This is a genomic window from Pseudomonas sp. ADAK2 TE3594 (assembly GCF_053628675.1).
This window is the reverse complement of the sequence record NZ_JBRJGV010000001.1, coordinates 4388346-4407408: the sequence shown is the minus strand read 5'-3', so window position 1 is coordinate 4407408 and position 19063 is coordinate 4388346. Positions and strand designations below refer to the sequence as shown.

At 57.0% G+C, this 19063-nt stretch carries 11 protein-coding genes; 6 read left to right on the top strand and 5 right to left on the bottom strand.

Features of this window, described 5'->3' with window-relative positions:
- Positions 1–12 precede the first annotated feature (12 nt).
- The 3 genes from AB7M22_RS19525 (at position 13) to AB7M22_RS19515 (ending at position 11527) form a co-directional block, all read left to right on the top strand.
- A complete protein-coding gene (locus AB7M22_RS19525; RefSeq protein WP_454187501.1) occupies positions 13–10266 on the top strand; it encodes a hemagglutinin repeat-containing protein in 10254 nt (3417 codons plus the stop codon).
- Positions 10266–10631, top strand: a complete 366-nt coding sequence (locus tag AB7M22_RS19520; RefSeq protein ID WP_454187500.1) for a hypothetical protein — start codon at positions 10266–10268, stop codon at positions 10629–10631. The genes AB7M22_RS19525 and AB7M22_RS19520 overlap by 1 nt, the downstream gene beginning before the upstream one ends.
- Positions 10632–10966: 335 nt before the next feature.
- Positions 10967–11527 (top strand): hypothetical protein, encoded by a 561-nt coding sequence (locus tag AB7M22_RS19515; protein WP_454187499.1) that lies wholly within the window; start codon positions 10967–10969, stop codon positions 11525–11527.
- A 64-nt stretch (positions 11528–11591) separates the two neighbouring features.
- Here the strand turns inward: AB7M22_RS19515 and AB7M22_RS19510 are convergent, their stop codons facing one another.
- Positions 11592–11864 carry a hypothetical protein gene (locus tag AB7M22_RS19510; RefSeq protein WP_028939944.1) on the bottom strand — a complete coding sequence of 91 codons (273 nt, stop codon included), beginning with the start codon at positions 11862–11864 and terminating at the stop codon, positions 11592–11594.
- Positions 11865–12291: 427 nt separating this feature from the next.
- A complete protein-coding gene (locus AB7M22_RS19505; protein ID WP_454187498.1) occupies positions 12292–13026 on the bottom strand; it encodes a DUF899 domain-containing protein in 735 nt (244 codons plus the stop codon).
- A 201-nt stretch (positions 13027–13227) separates the two neighbouring features.
- On the opposite strand from AB7M22_RS19505, the gene AB7M22_RS19500 reads away from it, so the two are divergent.
- Positions 13228–13620, top strand: a complete 393-nt coding sequence (locus AB7M22_RS19500; protein WP_454187497.1) for a transcriptional regulator — start codon at positions 13228–13230, stop codon at positions 13618–13620.
- Between the two features lie 188 nt (positions 13621–13808).
- Here AB7M22_RS19500 and AB7M22_RS19495 read toward each other — a convergent pair whose 3' ends face one another.
- From AB7M22_RS19495 to AB7M22_RS19485, 3 genes are all read right to left on the bottom strand, one after another.
- Positions 13809–14678, bottom strand: a complete 870-nt coding sequence (locus AB7M22_RS19495; RefSeq protein WP_454187496.1) for a DUF6279 family lipoprotein — start codon at positions 14676–14678, stop codon at positions 13809–13811.
- A 77-nt stretch (positions 14679–14755) separates the two neighbouring features.
- Positions 14756–15472: a TorF family putative porin gene (locus AB7M22_RS19490; protein ID WP_454187495.1), complete on the bottom strand. Its 717-nt coding sequence runs from the start codon at positions 15470–15472 to the stop codon at positions 14756–14758.
- Positions 15473–15682: 210 nt separating this feature from the next.
- A complete protein-coding gene (locus AB7M22_RS19485; RefSeq protein WP_017337097.1) occupies positions 15683–15871 on the bottom strand; it encodes a hypothetical protein in 189 nt (62 codons plus the stop codon).
- 351 nt (positions 15872–16222) lie between these two features.
- Between AB7M22_RS19485 and AB7M22_RS19480 the strand changes: the two genes are divergently transcribed.
- Positions 16223–17059 carry a CvfB family protein gene (locus AB7M22_RS19480; protein ID WP_030131899.1) on the top strand — a complete coding sequence of 279 codons (837 nt, stop codon included), beginning with the start codon at positions 16223–16225 and terminating at the stop codon, positions 17057–17059.
- 431 nt (positions 17060–17490) lie between these two features.
- Positions 17491–18936: an NCS1 family nucleobase:cation symporter-1 gene (locus tag AB7M22_RS19475; RefSeq protein WP_454187494.1), complete on the top strand. Its 1446-nt coding sequence runs from the start codon at positions 17491–17493 to the stop codon at positions 18934–18936.
- Positions 18937–19063 lie beyond the last annotated feature (127 nt).

The following is a 19063-nucleotide window of genomic DNA, read 5'->3' as shown; positions in this document are numbered from 1 at the left end:
GAGATTCAAATCATGGACGTTCGCCATCACGCCTTTCTCGCGCGCCAGCCTTCTGCGGGCCTGAAAACCCGAGAACACTTCTGGGGCATGCCCAAGCGCGGGTTGGCGTTCCTGTTGGCCAACGTCATGTTCTGGCAGCCAATGTGGGCGCAGGCGGACGGGATTGTGGTGGCCACGCCGGGCACCAGTCTCGGTCAGGCTGGCAATGGGGTGCCGATCGTCAACATCGCCACACCCAACGGCAGCGGCCTGTCGCATAACCAGTTTCACGATTACAACGTCGGCACCCAGGGTGTGATCCTCAACAACGTCGCCAACCAGACCGGCGCGACGCAATTGGGCGGGATTATCATCGGTAACCCCAACCTGACCAACCGGGTCGCCGCACAAACCATCCTCAACGAAGTGGTCGGCGGCAGCCCCAGCCAGTTGCGCGGTTACACCGAAGTGGCGGGGCAGTCGGCGCGGGTGATCGTCGCCAACCCCTACGGCATCAGCTGCAACGGTTGCGGCTTCATCAACACCCCGCGCGTGACCCTGACCACCGGCAAACCGGTGCTGGACAACGGTCGGCTGGATCGCTTCCAGGTCGATCAAGGCAGCGTTGCCATCGACGGCGCCGGGCTGAATGCCAACAACGTCGACCGCTTCGAAATCATCACCCGCAGCGCCAAGATCAACGCCGAGATTCAGGCTAGGAACCTGACCATCATCGCCGGTCGCAACAACGTCAACGCCGACAGCCTCAACGCCACCGCCCGTGCCAATGACGGCAGCGCCAAACCGCAACTGGCCATCGACTCTTCGGCCCTCGGCGGCATGTACGCCGGGGCGATCAAACTGGTCGGTACCGAAGCCGGGGTCGGGGTGAAACTCGATGGCAATCTGGCCGCCAGTGGCGGTGATATCCAGCTCGATGCCAATGGACATCTCAGCCTTGCGCAAACGTCGGCCGCGGGCGTCGTCAACGTCAAAGCAGCGAGCCTCGAAGCCCGGGGACCGGTTTACGCCGGCACTGCGCTGAACGTGCAAACCCAAGGCAATCTGACCAACCAGCAAACCCTCGCGGCTCGGGACAACATCACCTTGAGCGCCGGCGGTGTGCTCACCAATAACGGCATCATCGAGGCCGGGGTTAATGCCGACACTAGCCGCAACGCCGCGGGCGATGTGAGCCTCAGCGCGCAGAACCTCAACAACACCGGCAAGACTGTGGTGGCTAGTCGTAATCTGACGGTCAACACCAGCCAGACCCTGAGCAATCAGGGCGGCACGTTGAACGCCGCGCAAACCGCCAACATCACCGCCGGGACGCTGGACAACCAGAACAACGGGCGAGTGTTGAGCAGCGGCGCGCTGAACGTGACGGCCAATCAGGTCCTCAACACCAACGGTCTGATCACCAGTACCGGCAATCTCAGTGCCACTCTTGGCCACCTGAACAACCGCACTGGCGAACTCTCGAGCCTGGCCACCGCAACTCTGCGCATGGCTACGCTGGATAACGTGGCGGGACTGGTGACCGCCGGTCAGGCCTTGAGCATCACCGCCACAGGTGCGGTGAACAACCAGGGCGGCAAGCTGACCAGCCTCGACAGCCTGAACCTCAACGCCGGCACGGTCGATAACAGCGTCAAGGGCCGAATCGCCAGCAACAATGCCCTGACGGTCAATGTCAGCAGCCTCGACCAGCACGATGGCGGGCAACTCACCAGTGGCACGTCGCTGAGCCTGGATCTGAATCACGGCGAGCTGAACAACCAGAACGGTTTGATCAACGCCCCGGTGCTGGTGCTGAAAAACCTCCAGAAGGTCGATAACCGTAACGGCGAGATTTCCAGTGCCCAAGCCTTCACACTGGCGGCCGACAGCCTGGATAACAACAACGGCAAACTGCTCGGCAATCAGGCAGTGACCCTGCGTGTGCAGCAGGCGTTGACCAATATCAAAGGCTTGATCGCTGCGGCATACGTGGACGTACAGGCCGGTAGCCTGAACAACAACGGCGGCACCCTCACCAGTCGGGGCGACGTCGACCTTCAGGTTAACGGGGCGCTCGACAACCAGGACCAGGGGCTGATCAACGCCACCGCCACCCTGACCATCAACACCGCCAGTTTGAACAACCAAAACGTCGGTTCATTGCTGGGCAGCGCGATTACGATTGATTTCAGCGGTGCCATGGGCGACCTGAACAACGCCAACGGCCTGATCACCACCACAGGGCAACTGAGCATCCGCAACCTGCGGGACTTGAACAACCAGGGTGGTGAACTCTCCAGCAGCGAAAGCTACACGCTGACCGCGCGCAACCTGGACAACAGCGACGGCAAACTCATCAGCCGTCAGCAAATGGACCTCACCGCCGAGACCACCACCAACCTCAATGGCCTGATCTCCGGCTGGCAGGGGCTGAGTCTTCTGGGCGGCAGTCTCGACAACCGCAACCTCGGCACCTTGTCGAGCCGTAGCGGTGATGTGTTGGTGGACCTCACCGGGGCCGTGCGTAACAGCAACGCCGGGGCGCTGGTCAGTAACGGCACGCTGAAGATCACGGCGGCCAGCCTCGACAACAGTAACCAAGGCATTCTTTCCAGTGGCGGTACGCAAACCTTCGTCATTACCGGGACACTAGATAACAGCCAGGGTGGCCTGATCGACAGTGGTGCCGGTCTGGACATCCAGGCCAAGACCCTTGATAACACCAACGCAACCATCCGCGCGCAAAAGGATATCGGCTTCACCGGCACCTACCTGGACAACAGCGCCGGCACATTGGCCGGCAATGGTGCCGTCACCCTTGACCTGCTCGGCACCCTGACCAATACCAACGGCAAACTGGCAAGCAACGGCCCGCTGGTTATTCAACGCGCGGTGCAGATCGACAACCAGCGTGGCCAACTGGTTAGCCAGGGTTTGTTGAGCCTGTTGACCGGTGGCCTCGATAACCGCGATGGCGGCACCCTCGCCGCGAACGATCAACTGACGCTCACGGCCAGTGGCGCCGTGCAAAACAGCGCGGACGGTTTGATCTTCAGCCGCGACGCCGGCCTGACGCTCAACGCCGCCAGCCTCGACAACGCCAAGGGCACTCTGCAAAGCCAGGGCGACCTGACCGTCGAAACTAGTGCTGCCATAGATAATCAGAGCGGACGCATTGTCGCCAAGGATGGCAACCTGGGCATCACCGCCGCTAGCCTCGACAGCCGCGGCGGTGTGCTCTCCAGTCTGCAAGGTGCCTTCAGCAGCCACATCACTGGCGTACTGCGCAACGGCTATGACCTGAACAACAACCGCCAGGGCGGGATCATTCAGGCTCAGAGCCTGAACCTCACGGCACTGGCCGGCATCGACAACTACGGCGGACGCATCACCGCACAAACCGGTGACGCCATCGTCGACACCGGTACGAACGGCAACTTCGACAACCGCAATGGCGGTCTATATGCCAAGGGCCGAGTCAGCGTCACCGGTAAAGACTTCGACAACAGCGGCGACAACGACGGGCAGATTGCCGGGCTACAGGTCGACCTGAGCCTGCGCGGCGCGTTGAACAACCGTTTGGGCATCATCGAAAGCGAAAACACCCTGACCATCACGGCGGCGAGCCTCGACAATCAGACCGGCCAACTGCGCGCATTGGGCGGTAATGGCAAAACCGCCTTCACCATCGGTGGCCTGTTCGACAACCGCAACGGCACCGTGGAGTCCGCGAACAGTAACCTGAGCCTCGGCGCCGGTAGTTTGCTGAACGTCGGCGGTAACGTGCTGCACGTCGGCACCGGCATCTTCGACATTGCCACCGGGCAACTGGGCAGTGCCGGCGGCAGCTTCGTCACTCGCGGTGGCCTGACCCTGACCGCTGACGGCTGGACCAACAGCAGCGTGATTCAGGCCGATCGGCTGACCGTCAACATCAATAATCTCAACCAGACGGCCAATGGTCAGCTCTTGGCTGTCAGCCAACTGAGCGGTAGCGGCAGCAACTGGAACAACGATGGTCTGATCGCCAGTGATGGCAACTTGAAGATCGACCTTGGCGGCACTTATTCGGGAAGCGGTCGGGTCAGCAGCCTGGGAACACTCGGCCTGAGCGCCGCACAACTGAACCTCAACGCGGCCGGCAGCATTGCCGGTGGGGGTGACACCACCGTGTCGGTGGGTGGTCAACTGAACAACGCCGGGCGCATGACTTCGGCTGCCAATCTGACCGTGAACGCCGGTGGCCTCTATAACTCGGGGACGCTGGGCAGTGGCCAAGGTCTGACTGTGACCACCGGCTCACTGGTTAACGATCACGGGCTGATCTTCAGCGGTGGCGCCATGAGCCTGCGGGTCAACGCGCTGAACAACAGCTACGCCAACATTTACAGCCTGGGCAATCTCACGATTGATCGTAATGGGCAAGGCGCCCAGGCCGCCAGCATCGTCAACAGCTCTGCGTCGATTCAAAGCGACGGCACCATGAGCCTGGCGGCGAGCACAATTCAGAACGTCCGCGCAGTACTGACCACCAACAACCAGGGCATCTACACCGCCTCCATTACCAACACTGACTGCGCGATTTTGATCAACGCCGACTGCAGTGGCAAGCAGCACTATGCCTGGAAAATCGTGCAGCGCGATAAGTTTGAGGTCACCGAGGCCAGTGCCGCGTCCAGCATCACTGCGGGTGGGGACCTGAGCCTGACCGGTGGCGACCTGCTGAACCAGAGCAGCACTATCGCCACCGGCGGCAATCTGAGCGCTTCGCTGGTCAACCTGACCAACAGCGGCATCGAGACCGGCGAAACCGAAACCACCCGAATATTTCAATCCGAGCGAACCCGGAGTCCAAGTGGGTGGTTTAACGCGGCAAGTGCCTTTACTAACAAGTACTGGTACGAAAGCGGGGGCTACGACGCCAATGACCTGGGCGGTCTTGAGGCCGCAATGGCCAACTTTATTGGCACGACCGAAGGGGAGACTACGCAACTTCGCACGACCGAAAAACTTGCCTCCAGCGACCAAAGTTACGCCGCCGTGATCCAGGCCGCTGGCGCCGTCAATATCAACACCCAAAACAACATCGACAACAGCGTCGTCCGTCCCGGCTACACCTACGTGGGCAGCGGCCCGCAGACCGGCACTGGTGCATCGAGCGGCCAGTACTCCACTCGCATCACCCTGAACCAGCAACTACCGCCCAACCTGACGCAACAGCAAGTCAACCCGTTGAGTCTGCCCGGTTTCAGCCTGCCCACCGGCCAGAACGGCCTGTTCCGTTTGAGCCAGGAAGGCAGCACCAACCCGATCGGCACCGGCCCGCAGAGCTGGAACCTCACCGGCGCCACCGTCACCTCGTCCGCCAGTGCCCCTATCACCCTCAACCGCGTACAGGGCCTACCGAGCAATGCCGGCAAATCCCAGCCGCATAAATACCTGATCGAAACCAACCCGGTGCTCACCAACCTCAAGCAATTCATGAGCTCGGATTACCTGCTGTCGAACCTGGGTTACGACGCCGATCAAAGTGCCAAGCGCCTGGGTGACGGTTTCTATGAACAAACCCTGATTCAACAGGCCGTGGTTGCCCGTACCGGCCAGCGCTTCATCGATGGTCAGACTTCCAACAACGCCCTGTTCAAATACCTGATGGACAACGCCATCGCCAGCAAAACAGAGCTCAACCTGTCGTTGGGCGTCAGCCTGACCTCCGAGCAAGTCGCGGCCCTGACCCACGACATTGTCTGGATGGAAAACGCCGAAGTGAACGGCGAGCAAGTGCTGGTGCCGGTGCTGTACCTGGCCAACGCCAACAACCGCCTGGCCGCCAACGGCGCCCTGATCCAGGGCAGCGACGTGACCCTGATCGCCGGTAAGGACTTGAACAATGCCGGCACCTTGCGCGCCTCCAACAACCTGTCGGCCAATGTTGGCAATGACCTGGTCAACAGCGGCCTGGTGGAAGCCGGCAATCGCCTCGACTTGTTGGCAGGCAACAACCTCGTCAACAAGGCGGGTGGCATCATCGCCGGCCGTGACGTCACACTCCGGACCACCCGGGGCGACGTGATCAACGAACGCACCGTCACCACCCACGAAAGCGGCAGCGGCTATCGCAACGAGCGCACCGACTTCGTCGACAACGCCGCCCGCATCGAAGCCGGAAACTCGCTCACGCTCAACGCCGGACGTGATATCAACAACGTTGGTGGCGTGCTGAAAAGCGGGGCTGACACCACGATCACTGCCGGTCGCGACGTCAACCTCACTTCAGCCGAGCAGATCGTCAGCGGCGAGCGCGGTCGGCATCGTGATCAGACCATCACTCAATATGGCTCAGACATTGATGTAGGGCAGGACCTGAAGGTCAATGCCGGACGGGATATCACCGCTATCGCCAGCCAGATCGACGCCAAACGCGATGTGAGCATGAGCGCTGTCGGCGACTTGACCCTGGCCTCGGCGGCGGATGAGCAGCACTCGTATGGCAAGAGCAAGAAGGTGACGAGTCAGGAGGATCATGTCAGTCAGGTGTCTACCAGCGTGACGGCGGGTGGGAACGTGGTGCTGAGTGCGGGGAAGGATTTGGGGTTGATTGCCAGCCGGGTGAGTGCTGGGGATGAGGCTTATCTGGTGGCGGGTTCGAATCTGGTGCTGCAATCGGCTGAGGATTCGGATTACAGCTTCTATAGCAAGACCAAGAAGTCTTCTTCCGGGAAGAAATTTCGTCTTGATGAAACCAACTCGGTTACCAATGTTGCCAGCTCGGTCACCTCCGGGGGCAACAGCGCGCTGACCGCCGGCAATGATCTGTTGATCAAAGGCAGCAACGTCACGTCCGAAAAAGGCAGTGTCGGCTTGAGGGCCGGCAACGATGTGGAAATTGTGGCTGTTACAGACTCCAGTAGCGCCCGTCACGAGCGCAGCCAAAGCAAAAGCAGTTGGGGCGGTTTGAAGTCGAGTAAGGTCGAGGATCAATTGGCCGAAACCCAGACGACCGCGGTGGGCAGCCTGATCTCGGGCGACACCATTACCGTCAACGCCAAACGGGATGCCACCGTCACCGGCTCGGCGCTGGTGAGCACCAATGACCTGGCAATTCATGCAGGACGTGACCTGACAATCGACGCAGCAGAGAACACTTTCTCCCGCACTGAAATGCACAAGGAAAAGAATCGCGACCTAATGGGAGTGTTGACGGCAAACAATCTGGGCATCGACGACATTACTGGCAATCAACATCTGTCAATCAGCAATCAGAAACACAACGGCACGATGTCGCAAACGACCCTGACCGGAAGTACCATCGGCTCCAGTAAAGGGAACGTCAGTCTTGTGGCCGGTGGGGACCTCAATGTCATCGCCAGCGATTTGGTCAGCACAAAAGACATGAGCCTTCGTGGCTCGAACATCACTATCGCCGCAGGCATGGAAACGTCGAATCAAAGCACCGTTGATAAAGCCAATAGCCTGGCTGTGGGGCGTGTTATCGGCGGTGCGATCATCGACACGGTCAAGACCATTCACTCGGCGGTCGAGGCGGCGAAAGATGCGGATGACCCTCGACTCAAGGCTGTGAAACTGGCCCAGGCTGCCTTGGCTGCCTACAACCTCGGCGGCATGGCATCGGACGCCAATGACCAAAAAACCGGCTTCGCCGACAAACAGGGTGGTACGGCCAGCAATGGTTCTCTGATCAAAATCGGCACCGAGATCGCTAATACCCATAGCAAAAGTACCAGCGACTACGTCAGCCAGACCGCGAAGCAAAGTACTCTCAACGCAGGCAGCACCTTATCCATCATTGCCAATGGTCATGCCGCACAAAACGAGGGTGATATTCATATTGTCGGCAGCAGCCTCAAAGCGACCAATACCTCGTTGCTTGCCAGCAACAACATCATTGTGGAAAGCGCGCAAAACACCGCGGATTGGTCCAACCGCAACAGCAACAGCAAAACTGCCATTGGCGCTAGCTTCAACATCGGCCAGCAAAACGGCTTCACCCTGGACCTTGGCGCACAACTCGCGAAGGGTATGGGCAACGGCAGCTCTGTTACGCAGGTCAACAGTACGGTGGATAGCGGTTCGCTATCGTTGCGCAGCGGCGGCGACACTACGTTGGCAGGGGCTCAGGTTCGCGCCGATACAATCGATGCGATTATCGACGGTAACCTCAACATCATTTCTCGTCAGGATACCCAAGACCAGAAGAGCCAACAAAGCAGCGGCGGATTCGGTGCCAGCATTTGCATCCCACCATTTTGCTACGGAACACCCGTAACAGCCTCAGCCAACTTGGCTGCGGGCAATATGAACAGTGAATACAAAGCCGTCACCGACCAGACCGGCCTGTTCGCAGGTGCGGGTGGCTATAGCGTTGATGTTCGCAAAACTACCACCCTTGAGGGCGGTGTGATTGCCAGCGATGCCACTGCGGATAAAAACCTGCTGATGACTGACCGGCTTATCACTCGTGACATCAAAAACATAAGCGAAATCGAGGCCCAGTCCGCAGGCATCAACATCTCGGGAGGTTACGGTGGCGTTGGAGCATCTGCCTCGGTAGGTGGTTTGTACGGCATCTCTCTCAGCGAGTCCGACAAGAGTCACACTCGCAGCGCTGTGAGCGAAGGCACGATCATCGTTCGCAACCCTGAGGGAGCCAAAGATCTCGTCGGCCTGAATCGCGACACGGCAAATGCCAACGAACGAATCGACAAGCCCGACGAAGATGCCATGAACGAGCGAATCGAGCTGGTGAAGAGCTCGATTGAATTGGTGAAAGACGTCGGAGACGCGATTGCTGCGGCGAAGATCAAGGAGGCTCAGGATCCGGAGAGTGAGGCATCAAAAGCCGCTATCCAAAAACTGAAAGACCAGGGAATCGTAAATCCTACAGGCGAACAGATAAGCCAGCAGGTTCAACGCGACTATGGCATGGGCAGCAGCTTTCAGAAAGCTTCACAGGCCATCGTCTCTATTGTGCAAGGCGTGCTGAGCGGGAATATCGTTGGTGCCTTGAGTGGCGCCGCGGCGCCCTATATTGCTCAAGAAATCAGGGACGCAACTGAAGGAGACCCGACAGCCAACCTAATGGCCCACGCGGTGCTGGGCGCGCTAGTTGCAAAGGCCAGCGGTAACTCTGCACTTGCAGGGGCGGTAGGGGCGGTTGCGGCAGAAGAGACGGCACGAATCATTAAGGAAGAGCTGTACGGCGAGATTAGTAATGAACAACTCACTCCAGAGCAGAAGCAAACCATTTCCAGCCTGGCTACCTTGGTTGCAGGTATCGGCGGTGCGTCTGTCGGGAGCGGTGCTCTGGATGCGGTGGCGGCGGCGCTGGCTGGGAAAAATGCTGTAGAAAATAACTATCTCAGCCTTCAAGAAGCCACAAGAAAAGCGATTCTTCAGCGTAAAAGCATTCTTAACGATGAGGAAAAGGCAGAGCTAGCCTCGATCAAAAAGCGTGATAAGGATCGAGATGCTGCAATTGCATCAATATGTACAGCGGGTAATAAATCTTCTGGAGGATGCGCCGTTTTGGTCGCAGAAGCCAAAGAGGCTCTTGCACAATATGGCGAAAACGTATCCTACCGCCTGCTCTACAAAGACTTGTACCCTGCTGATGCGGAAAATCTAGAAACCGTTTTGCGAGGATTAGGGTCAGAAGATATTACAAGAGACGTGGTTATTACCGCGTTGACAAAAGAGTCGGGGTTAAATCGCGAAGAGGTCGAGCGTCGCTATGATACGGCGATGATGCTCAGCACGCTTACTGCGACGTTAGCTGGTTTCTACGGTATAAAAGGGCCAACTGCGCCAACTAACGAAGCGGTTCCTGGGCCGGCGAATTTTATGGGTAGTACGGACCTGTTCTTTAAAAATGCATCTAAGAGATCGGATGTTGATGCCGATGGTTTTTTTGATGTGATAGCTCATGGTAGTACACAAAAAATAGAAATCGTTACACCTAATGGAACAGTTATGGCTGACCAACGGCTCGTTTCCAGGCTTATTGAGAATAATCCCGGCTATAATGGACAGCCTATCCGATTATTGTCTTGTGACACCGGGGCGTGCGATGCTGGATTTGCTCAGAATCTAGCAAACAAAATGGGAGTTCCGGTGAAGGCGCCAACCAACTTGGTATGGGCTTATGGCAATGGTATGATGGTAGTCGCTCCACGAACTTCGTCAAGTCCGAGTTCGCCACTGTTTAATGTCCCTGACTTAAAAAATCAGGGGACGTTTAAAGTATTTAATCCTGGTAAGCCGTAATGGAAAAAACATATCTTATGACGTGCGAGCAGTGTGGAGGTGAGTTAGCTAGTTTCAGAGAGGGCAGCACTCTGGGAGTGAAGTGTACTCGGTGCGGCTGGTCGGTAGTGACAACGGATATTCCGGGCATTAAAGTTGATGAGACGAAGTATGAGGTGCGTTGTCGCGGTGACTATCAAGATAAAACTCACATAAAAGCTGTTTCTGAAGTGACAGGCTGCAATTTTTTAACATCAAGAAATACGCTCCAGAAAGGCCTCGTTCTAGTATTTGTCGGTCAGGCGGAGGAAGTTCTGCGAGTTCGAAATGTTCTTGTGTCTGCTGGGATTGTTTGTGAAATTACGCCTGATTTCAACTGGGTGTAAATGGGGCTCATTTCTGAGAAGAAGGGATGAATTTATTTGTTTGGTTTTATGCAGTGACCAGAAAATAAATCTGTCCGCTTTTTGGGAAGTGATTACACCAAGCTGGAAAATTTTTGCGAAAATATTTTGTGTGGCGAAAATTTATGAATGATGAAGGAAGGGAGTAAATAGGCGGATTTACTTCTAGATTATCTTGGCTAATAAATTAGCCTTGTTTTTGCGCTATACGCGCTTGGGCCTGACAGACCCCCTATAGCGAACTCAGCATTTATGATGCGCCGCTTTGACAGATATTTTCTCATCAGCCGAACATACGCTTTCAAGGACATTCAGACGTGAAGAGAACCACACTATTAGCACTGACCCTGATTCTGGCATTACCAGGCTGCCATTCCAACGTCAGGGAGTCTTCCCCCAGCCTGTTGAAAGACGGTGTCCAACTGCACCAGAACAAGGTGACAGTCGATGCGCAGCACGCCAAGGTCATCATGAAAGCCTCAGGTAACACTTCTCCGGTAGAGTTCGCGATCAGGCGCGCAGCGGATCCTGACCAGCGTATGGAGGTGCTTGGAACCGTGGTGGATTCAGGTCAGGGGAAGGTATTCGGCTGGATTGCCAAACTCAACGAAGCAGCCAACAGCGCCACGCTTAAACGCTTCCCACAGCTGGAAGTACAGGCCGATGCCGATCAGCCATTCCAGGTGTCGGGTTACTCAAAGGGTGGGGGCGTCGGGAATACTTACAGCTGCGGTCCGCTCAAAACCACTTTCACGCCGGAAAGAAGCAAGGTCTATTTGGTGGAGTTCCAGTTTGTTGATAGCCGCTGTGAGCAGCATATCTACGATATAACGCAGCCTCAGCAGCGCATTCCCGTGGCGAGCATGCCTTCTGCGTAAAAGACGTTAGTTTATTTGTATTCCCTATGTAAATCGGGCGGCCCATAGGTCGCCCGTTTTTCATTCACTCCGCAGCCTGCGCCCGCAGCCGTCTGCCAATTACATCCATCAAATCACAGCCATCACGCAGCGGTATGGCCAGCAGTTTTGAAAAGTCGGAAAGCACCACTGTGTCGCAACCAATCTCGGCACGAAAGGCGATGTTTTCCAGCACCTGAGTGACCGTGCGAATGCGGTAATCCGCCATCGCGTGCAGGACGTCGAGTGGCGCTTGGGTATCAATAAGTAGAGACGCCGGGATCAGGTCGATTCCGGTGAGGGGCATGTATCGATTCATTTGAAGATCTCTGTTTGATTGGCTAATGCCGTCACTCAGTCGTCGCCAAACGAGAGGGTGGCAGCTGTACGCAGGTTGGCGAACCGGTACAGAGAAACCGGCAGATCCGAAGATCTCCCGCGCACAGCCGCCATAAAATAGCGGCTTTGCGGGTGCGTTGGCGCCTGCAATTAAGCTGATAGCCTTCGCATTCTCTATAATCAGGTCGCCAAACCTGAATCGCCATTTGGGCGACGGGCGGACTATAAGCTTCATCGTTCCAGCGGTGCAAGGTGCCTGATTCCGAGGTTGTTGTAGGGCATTTGCCCCAGTTGCAGTCAGGCAACCGCATGTACCTACAGAACACCACGCAACCTTGTGGTGTTCATGGGGGCTGTGTCCAGTCTGGGCCAATGCCCCCGATGGCTGAGCCTCGATCCTTGAGGGTCTATCCCCCATGACAGCAACTGGCCGCTGCCTTGTCCTCATACCGGTCGTGATGCCGCACCCATTCCATGATTTCCTCTTCATTACGCCCCTTGGGTGTGAGGTCGAGGTAGTTGTAGGCACCGACCAGCAGATCCAGGCCTCGTGCATAAGTCGAATAGGTGTGAAAAATCTCCCCCGCTTCATTGCGATAAAACACGCTGAGCCCTGGGAGTTCTTCTTCGGCGCCGTCGGTTTTTTCGTAGTTGTAGGTAGCTTTTCCGGCGGCGACGTCTTCGGCCCGGGCGCTGACGCCGAAGTCGTAGTTGAAGTCGCAACCTTCGGACGACACCCAGTCGAATGTCCAGCCCATGCGCCGTTTGAAAGGCTGGAACTCGGCGAACGGTGCGTGGGAAACCGCGACCACGGCCACGTCGTGATGGGCCAGGTGTTGGTTGGCGCCGTCGATGTGGTCGGACAGGAACGAGCAACCCGGGCAGCCTTCGTCCCAGCCTGCGGCGAACATGAAGTGATAGATGATTAATTGGCTGTGGCCGCCGAACAGGTCGGCCAGGCTCAGTTCGCCGTTGGGGCCCTGGAAGCGGTAGGGTTTGTCGATTTTTACCCAGGGCAGGGCGCGGCGTTCGGCGCTGAGTTTGTCTCGTTCCTTGGTGAAGGCTTTTTCGTGGGCCAGGTGTTGTTTGCGGGCGGCGAGCCATTCTTCCCGGGACACGACCGGATGATTCTGAATGTTCATGGTGATTTCTCCTGCATGCTTTGGCGAAAGTCGATCCGCGCAGAGGGGTAAACCGTCTTACACAGCCTAGTCGTTTGGCCTGTGCCCTATTCGACATACCGCCGGTCGGTAGGGCGAAATACCTCGGCTGAACGGCCGCCCTCCCTGTCGGTCACAACCTATGAAGGCCATTTCACACACGGGCTCTGGAGGTTGATCAGGATGACGACTTATAACTGGGATTTGATGGAGCGCTTGCTGCATGAAGTGCAGAACGGCGCTGGCCACAACTTCACTCCACGGCCTTATGCCGAACAGTATGCGGCGGCGAAAGCTGCCGCGGGTGAGCCGTTTGAGAACCTGGATCACCTGAAAACGGTGGCTGGTGAGTACGAAAAATTACTGCTGCTGCGGGGCTATATCGAGCCTCGGCCAGAAGATCAGGGCGGCAATGGCGAGAACTACATTTTGACGCCTCGGGGCTCGAGTTTGTTGAGCCTGATCGACAGCAGCATTCCGGGTAATGAGCATCCGCGCGAGGTGCTGGATGAACAGGAAGATGCGCTGGAGGAGCTGACGTTTGATGACGTGGCGTCGAAGGCGCAGATTGCTTGATAGCGTAAACAGCTTCGCGGGCAAGCCTCGCTCCTACGGGTTTTGTGTTGTTCACAAAATGTGTGAACGACGCTTACCTGTAGGAGCGAGGCTTGCCCGCGAATGCGGTATGACAGTCGACAAAGATTTTGAATGTTAAATCGCCTTCGCGAGCAAGTCCGCTCCCACATTGAATTGTGGTGGTCCGTTTAATCCTGTCGCGCCGCTTTCAGGCATTTCAAATCAGTGAAATCCTTGCGCACGCCTTCAATCTTCTGCAGCAACCGTTCACGCTGAACCGGTGTGCTCTCGGCCATCACGTCCACCAGCAACGCCCGAGCCTGGGCTTCGGTGTTGGCGTAGGCCTGGCGGTAAGCCGGCGTCCACAAACTCTCGCGATTCACCAGAAGTGTCTCGATTCGCTGTGGGAATTCCGGGCTCTGCCGCTGCGCGACTGCCGCGCTGAATTGCTGTTGCCAATGGGCGCGGTTGGCAATCCATTGCTTGTTCTGATCACCCAAGGCATTCGACCAAGCCATTACCCGTTGCTGTTGGGTTGGGCTGAGCGGGCCGAGCCAGTCATTCAGGCGTTTCTCCATGCGCTTGCTCCGCTCTTTGATCTGTTGCTCCAGAGACGGCTTGAGGTAGGCCTCTTGGCGTTTGCGTTGGTCCTTGGTGAAGGCGTCGTTCATTTCCGCGACTTGCTTGTCATCCATCCCCTGCAACAGCTCAATGGCCGACGGGGTGATTTCCAGGGCGGTTTCGGCGATGGCCTGTTTGGCTTCCTGAGTGCGGGTTTGCAGTGCGGCGTCGGTGATTTGGTTGTTCACGACCATGGCCTGTAAACGATCAAGCCAATCGAGGTAGCCGGGTAGTTGCGTGGTGCAGTGCCAAATCAGGTGTTCCTTGAGGCGCTCGTTGAACCAGTCCTTTTGCTCGCGGTTCATGTCCAGGTACTCGCTGAGCGTCCAGGGAATTATCACGTCGAGGTTACGGTAAGCCAGGCCCACGCGGCTGCATGCGGCCACGGTGAGACTGAGGGTGATGATGACGGTAATCTGTTTCAACCAGTGCGACATGGCAAATCCTTGCGAAGACCTGGTTTCTTATCGGGTTCTCTTATGTGATTGCAGGACGAGCCCGGCAGTTCAGCCGATTAATAGAAGCTGTGCGCAGCTTTGAGGGTAACCAGACCGTCGCACTCGCTATTGTGGCCGGAGTAAGCGGAACAATCGCTGCCGCTCAGGTTTGAATCACTGTAGATCAAGTCCAGATCGATGCCCATGAACGGCCGGGACAATTTCACTGACCAGTCGGTAAAGCTGCCTACATACCCATCGTCGACGGACACCGGTGTGTTGAGTTGGTGGGTGGTGTATTTCAGGCTGATCCCGATGCCGAACGGCTGATTGCCACTGAGGTCGGCGAAGAGGGTGCTGTTCTGTTTGTCCGGGTCGTTGCTGAAGGCCGCGCCGAAGCGACTGCCCAGCAGGGTCAGGCCGCCGAACAGCTCCTGGCTGTCGAGGGTGTCCACTTTCGGGTAGCTGTAACGGATCATGCCCACTTCGTAGCCGAGGGATTGATCGAAGGGCTGTTTAAAACCCATGTAGGAATCGACTTCAAGGTTGCTGGATGGGCTCAGTCCCATGCTGGGGGACCATTGACCCACATAGAAGCCGCTGTCGTGGCTCAGGTCGAGGCCACCGTGGAACGAGCCGGTCGTCGAGGGCTTGACCAGCCCTTGGGCCATGCTACGGCTGGGGGTGGTGGCGAGTTTGAGGTCGAAGTCGCCCAGTTCGCGCTGGAAGACTTGCGCATTGGCGTCTGAACACCACAGCACGCTGCAGAGCAGGAAAAGAGAGGGCTTGAGCATGCGTCACTCCATGAACAGCGAGGAGCAGGTCCTTGAAACCTACTGAAACGCTTGATCTAGACGTGTGCAAGCATACCGGCGAATGCTCGGCATCGAGGGCCGTTCGTCGATTTTTGAAATATTGATTTGTTTGATGGGGTATTGCGGGAGGGTTCCAGTCCAAGCGCTTCGAAGCTCAAAGCGCTTACGGACCAGTTAACGCGGGGGAAATTACTTTTTGCCCAGCGTGATCTGCTTGGACGGGCCGAACGTCTGGCCGCTGACGCCTTTGGCAATTTGCTGGATCTCTCCGCCGGACTTGAGGAACGCAGCGATCTGGTTGTTGATCGATTCGCTGGTTTCAACGGCTGGAGCTGGCTTTGCTTTGCTGTTGGATGCTTTTACACGCATGGCGGCCATTAACCTGTAGAAATTAACTTGGCCAGGCATCGTACAGGAAATACTTGACAATTGCTTGGTAAATATCCTCCCGAAATACACCTCGGAGAAACGCAATTTATCGCAAGTTATTATTCGCAATGCTCCCCTAAGCTACTGTTTTAACTAAGAACCCAAGTGAAGAAAAAGCGTTTTTCGGATGGGCTGGCGAGGGGGAAGACCAGCCGAACGGCCTGACGAGCGGCCAAACGCACACGGCAAAACCCAGGAAAATTAAGGCCTTCGACGGATTTTCTTGCGCCACCGGGCCGGCCGCCGAACGCCGCCCGCAAAACCGGGTAGAATGCCGCCCACGCAATGAGGGTATTGGACATGGCTTTAGTCGGGCGTTACAACAGTTTGCAAGTGGTTAAACACACTAACTTCGGTTTATATCTGGACGGTGGCGCGGATGGCGAAATCCTCCTGCCTAATCGTTATATCCCCAAAGATATTCCCAGCGAAGATGAAGACTGGCTCAACGTTTTTATTTATCTGGACAGCGATGACAAACTTATCGCCACCACCGAAAAGCCGAAAGTTCAGGTCGGTGAATTCGCCAGTTTGAAAGTCGTTGAAGTCAACAGCATCGGCGTGTTCCTGGATTGGGGTTTGCCGAAGGATCTGCTGCTGCCGTATTCCGAAGAAAAGCGCCAGATGACGGCCGGCGAATATGTCGTGGTGCACGTCTACCTCGACAAACACACGCGACGCATCACCGCGACGGCACGTCTGGATCGCTACCTGGACAAGACCCCGGCCAACTACACGCCTGGCCAGGAAGTTGATTTGCTGGTGGCCGAAGCGACCGATATGGGCTTCAAGGCAATCATCAACAACAAGCACTGGGGCCTGATCCACAAGAACGAAATCTTCAAGTTCATGCGCGCCGGTAAAGAAGAGAAGGGCTTTATCAAAGAAGTCCGCGCCGACGGCAAGATCAGCCTGAGCCTGCAACCGGTGGGCGAAGAAGCCGCCACCAGCCTGAACTCGAAGATTCTTGCCAAGTTGCGCGACAACAACGGCACTCTGCCAGTCAGCGACAAGAGCGACCCGACGCTGATCAGCAGTATGTTCGGCGTCAGCAAGGGCAACTTCAAAAAGGCCATCGGTGCGTTGTACAAGAACGGCCAGATCGTCATTCACGCTGATCGTATCGAACTCAGCTGACCTTACGCCGGCCCCTGTAGGAGCTGCCGCAGGCTGCGATCTTTTGATCTTGATCTTTTTACAGTCAAAAGATCGCAGCCTGCGGCAGCTCCTACAATATGCGTCGGGCGCAAACACCCAGGCTCACCACAAATCCAATGTGGGAGCGAGCCCGCTCGCGATTGACTGCGCAGCAGTCACCTATCTCTTTGTATACATAATGTCCTGCACCGTTTGCAGGCGCTGACGCCCTGTTCATGGGCATTATCACCCCCTCTACGTCCTAAAGGCTTTGCTCTGAACAGAGTTCAAAGCCTGACTTGTCGCATCTTTCGATCGTATGGCACGCATTCTGCGTAGCAACTCGTATACAAACCATGCCAGCTCCCGTACGCAGTGTGGTCACCGCATCAATCTCGGGGGCCGCGCCTGTACTTTCGAGGAGCCCTGCGATGACCGAGCAATTGCCCAACGGCTACAGCCCACGCCTGTATAACCAGGACCTGGGGCCGCTGCCGCAGAAATGGAATTGGTACAACATCTTTGCCTTCTGGATGAGTGACGTGCACAGCGTCGGCGGCTATGTGTTCGCCGCCAGCCTGTTTGCGCTGGGGCTGGCCAGTTGGCAGGTGTTGATTGCGTTGCTGGGGGGGATTTGCATCGTGCAATTGATCGCCAATCTGGTGGCCAGACCGAGCCAGCAGGCGGCGGTGCCGTATCCGGTGATCTGTCGACTGGCGTTCGGTGTGTTCGGGGCGAATATTCCTGCGGTCATCCGCGGCCTGATCGCGGTGGCCTGGTACGGGATTCAGACGTACCTGGCGTCCAGTGCCCTGATCATTGTCGTGCTGCGCTTTTTTCCTTCAATGGCGGCCTACGCCGAACCGCACTTTGCCGGTTTGTCCTACCTCGGCTGGTTCGGTTTCCTCAGCCTGTGGTTCGTCCAGGCGCTGGTGTTCTGGACTGGCATGGAGTCGATCCGCCGCTTCATCGACTGGGCTGGCCCGGTGGTCTACGGCGTGATGTTCCTGCTCGCTGGCTGGATCGTCTGGCAGGCCGGCTGGAGCAACATTAGCTTCACCCTGGCGGAAAAATCCCTATCTGGCTGGGAAGCTTTCGGTCAAGTGATCGTGGCAACGGCATTGGTGGTGTCGTACTTTTCCGGTCCGACCCTGAACTTCGGCGATTTCAGTCGCTACTGCCGCAGCATGAACGACGTGCGGCGTGGCAATTTCTGGGGCCTGCCGGTGAATTTTCTGGCGTTCTCGCTGGTGACCGTGGTGATCGTTTCCGGCACCTTGCCGGTATTCGGTGAAATGCTTCACGACCCGATCGCCACTGTGGCGCGCATCGACAACAGCGTAGCGGTGCTGCTCGGTGCCTTTGCTTTCGTCACCGCGACCGTCGGCATCAATATCGTCGCCAACTTCGTGTCCCCGGCGTTCGACTTCGCCAATGTCGCCCCGAGCAAAATCAGCTGGCGCGCCGGCGGCATGATCGCCGCCGTGGCTTCGATTTTCATCACCCCGTGGAACCTGTTCAACAACCCCGAAGTGATTCACTACACCCTCGACGTGCTGGCGGCGTTCATCGGGCCGCTGTTCGGGATTCTGTTGGTGGATTACTACCTGATCAAAAAACAGCAGATCGACGTCGATGCGCTGTTTAACGACGGCCCGAGCGGACGTTATTACTACAGCGGCGGAATCAACTGGACGGCGGTCAAGGCGTTGATTCCGGCCACCCTGATGGGCGTTGCGATCACCTTCATTCCAGTCCTGCAGCCAATGGCCAATTTTGCCTGGTTCACGGGCTGCTTTCTCGGCGGCGTCCTGTACTTCGCGCTGGCCAAGCGCGAGCAGGCACAGCAGTCGGCGGCGCTGGTCGTAGCGGGATGACGCAAGCGGCGATTTAAAGGTCTTTTGCAGACACCTTTTTCTGTCCATCTGGTTAATAATCGACGGCATATTTTTCGCCCCGGCACTCTGCTCAGCCAGAAGGTCGGGGCTTTGCTTTTACTGTCGA

What these genes read in the sequence shown, in the direction of transcription:
- AB7M22_RS19510 (WP_028939944.1), bottom strand. Translation starts at nt 11,864, where the DNA reads ATGAATCGATACATGCCCCTCACCGGAATCGACCTGATCCCGGCGTCT.
- AB7M22_RS19495 (WP_454187496.1), bottom strand. Translation starts at nt 14,678, where the DNA reads ATGTCGCACTGGTTGAAACAGATTACCGTCATCATCACCCTCAGTCTC.
- AB7M22_RS19505 (WP_454187498.1), bottom strand. Translation starts at nt 13,026, where the DNA reads ATGAACATTCAGAATCATCCGGTCGTGTCCCGGGAAGAATGGCTCGCC.
- AB7M22_RS19525 (WP_454187501.1), top strand. Translation starts at nt 13, where the DNA reads ATGGACGTTCGCCATCACGCCTTTCTCGCGCGCCAGCCTTCTGCGGGC.
- AB7M22_RS19480 (WP_030131899.1), top strand. Translation starts at nt 16,223, where the DNA reads ATGGCTTTAGTCGGGCGTTACAACAGTTTGCAAGTGGTTAAACACACT.
- AB7M22_RS19485 (WP_017337097.1), bottom strand. Translation starts at nt 15,871, where the DNA reads ATGGCCGCCATGCGTGTAAAAGCATCCAACAGCAAAGCAAAGCCAGCT.
- AB7M22_RS19520 (WP_454187500.1), top strand. Translation starts at nt 10,266, where the DNA reads ATGGAAAAAACATATCTTATGACGTGCGAGCAGTGTGGAGGTGAGTTA.
- AB7M22_RS19500 (WP_454187497.1), top strand. Translation starts at nt 13,228, where the DNA reads ATGACGACTTATAACTGGGATTTGATGGAGCGCTTGCTGCATGAAGTG.
- AB7M22_RS19475 (WP_454187494.1), top strand. Translation starts at nt 17,491, where the DNA reads ATGACCGAGCAATTGCCCAACGGCTACAGCCCACGCCTGTATAACCAG.
- AB7M22_RS19490 (WP_454187495.1), bottom strand. Translation starts at nt 15,472, where the DNA reads ATGCTCAAGCCCTCTCTTTTCCTGCTCTGCAGCGTGCTGTGGTGTTCA.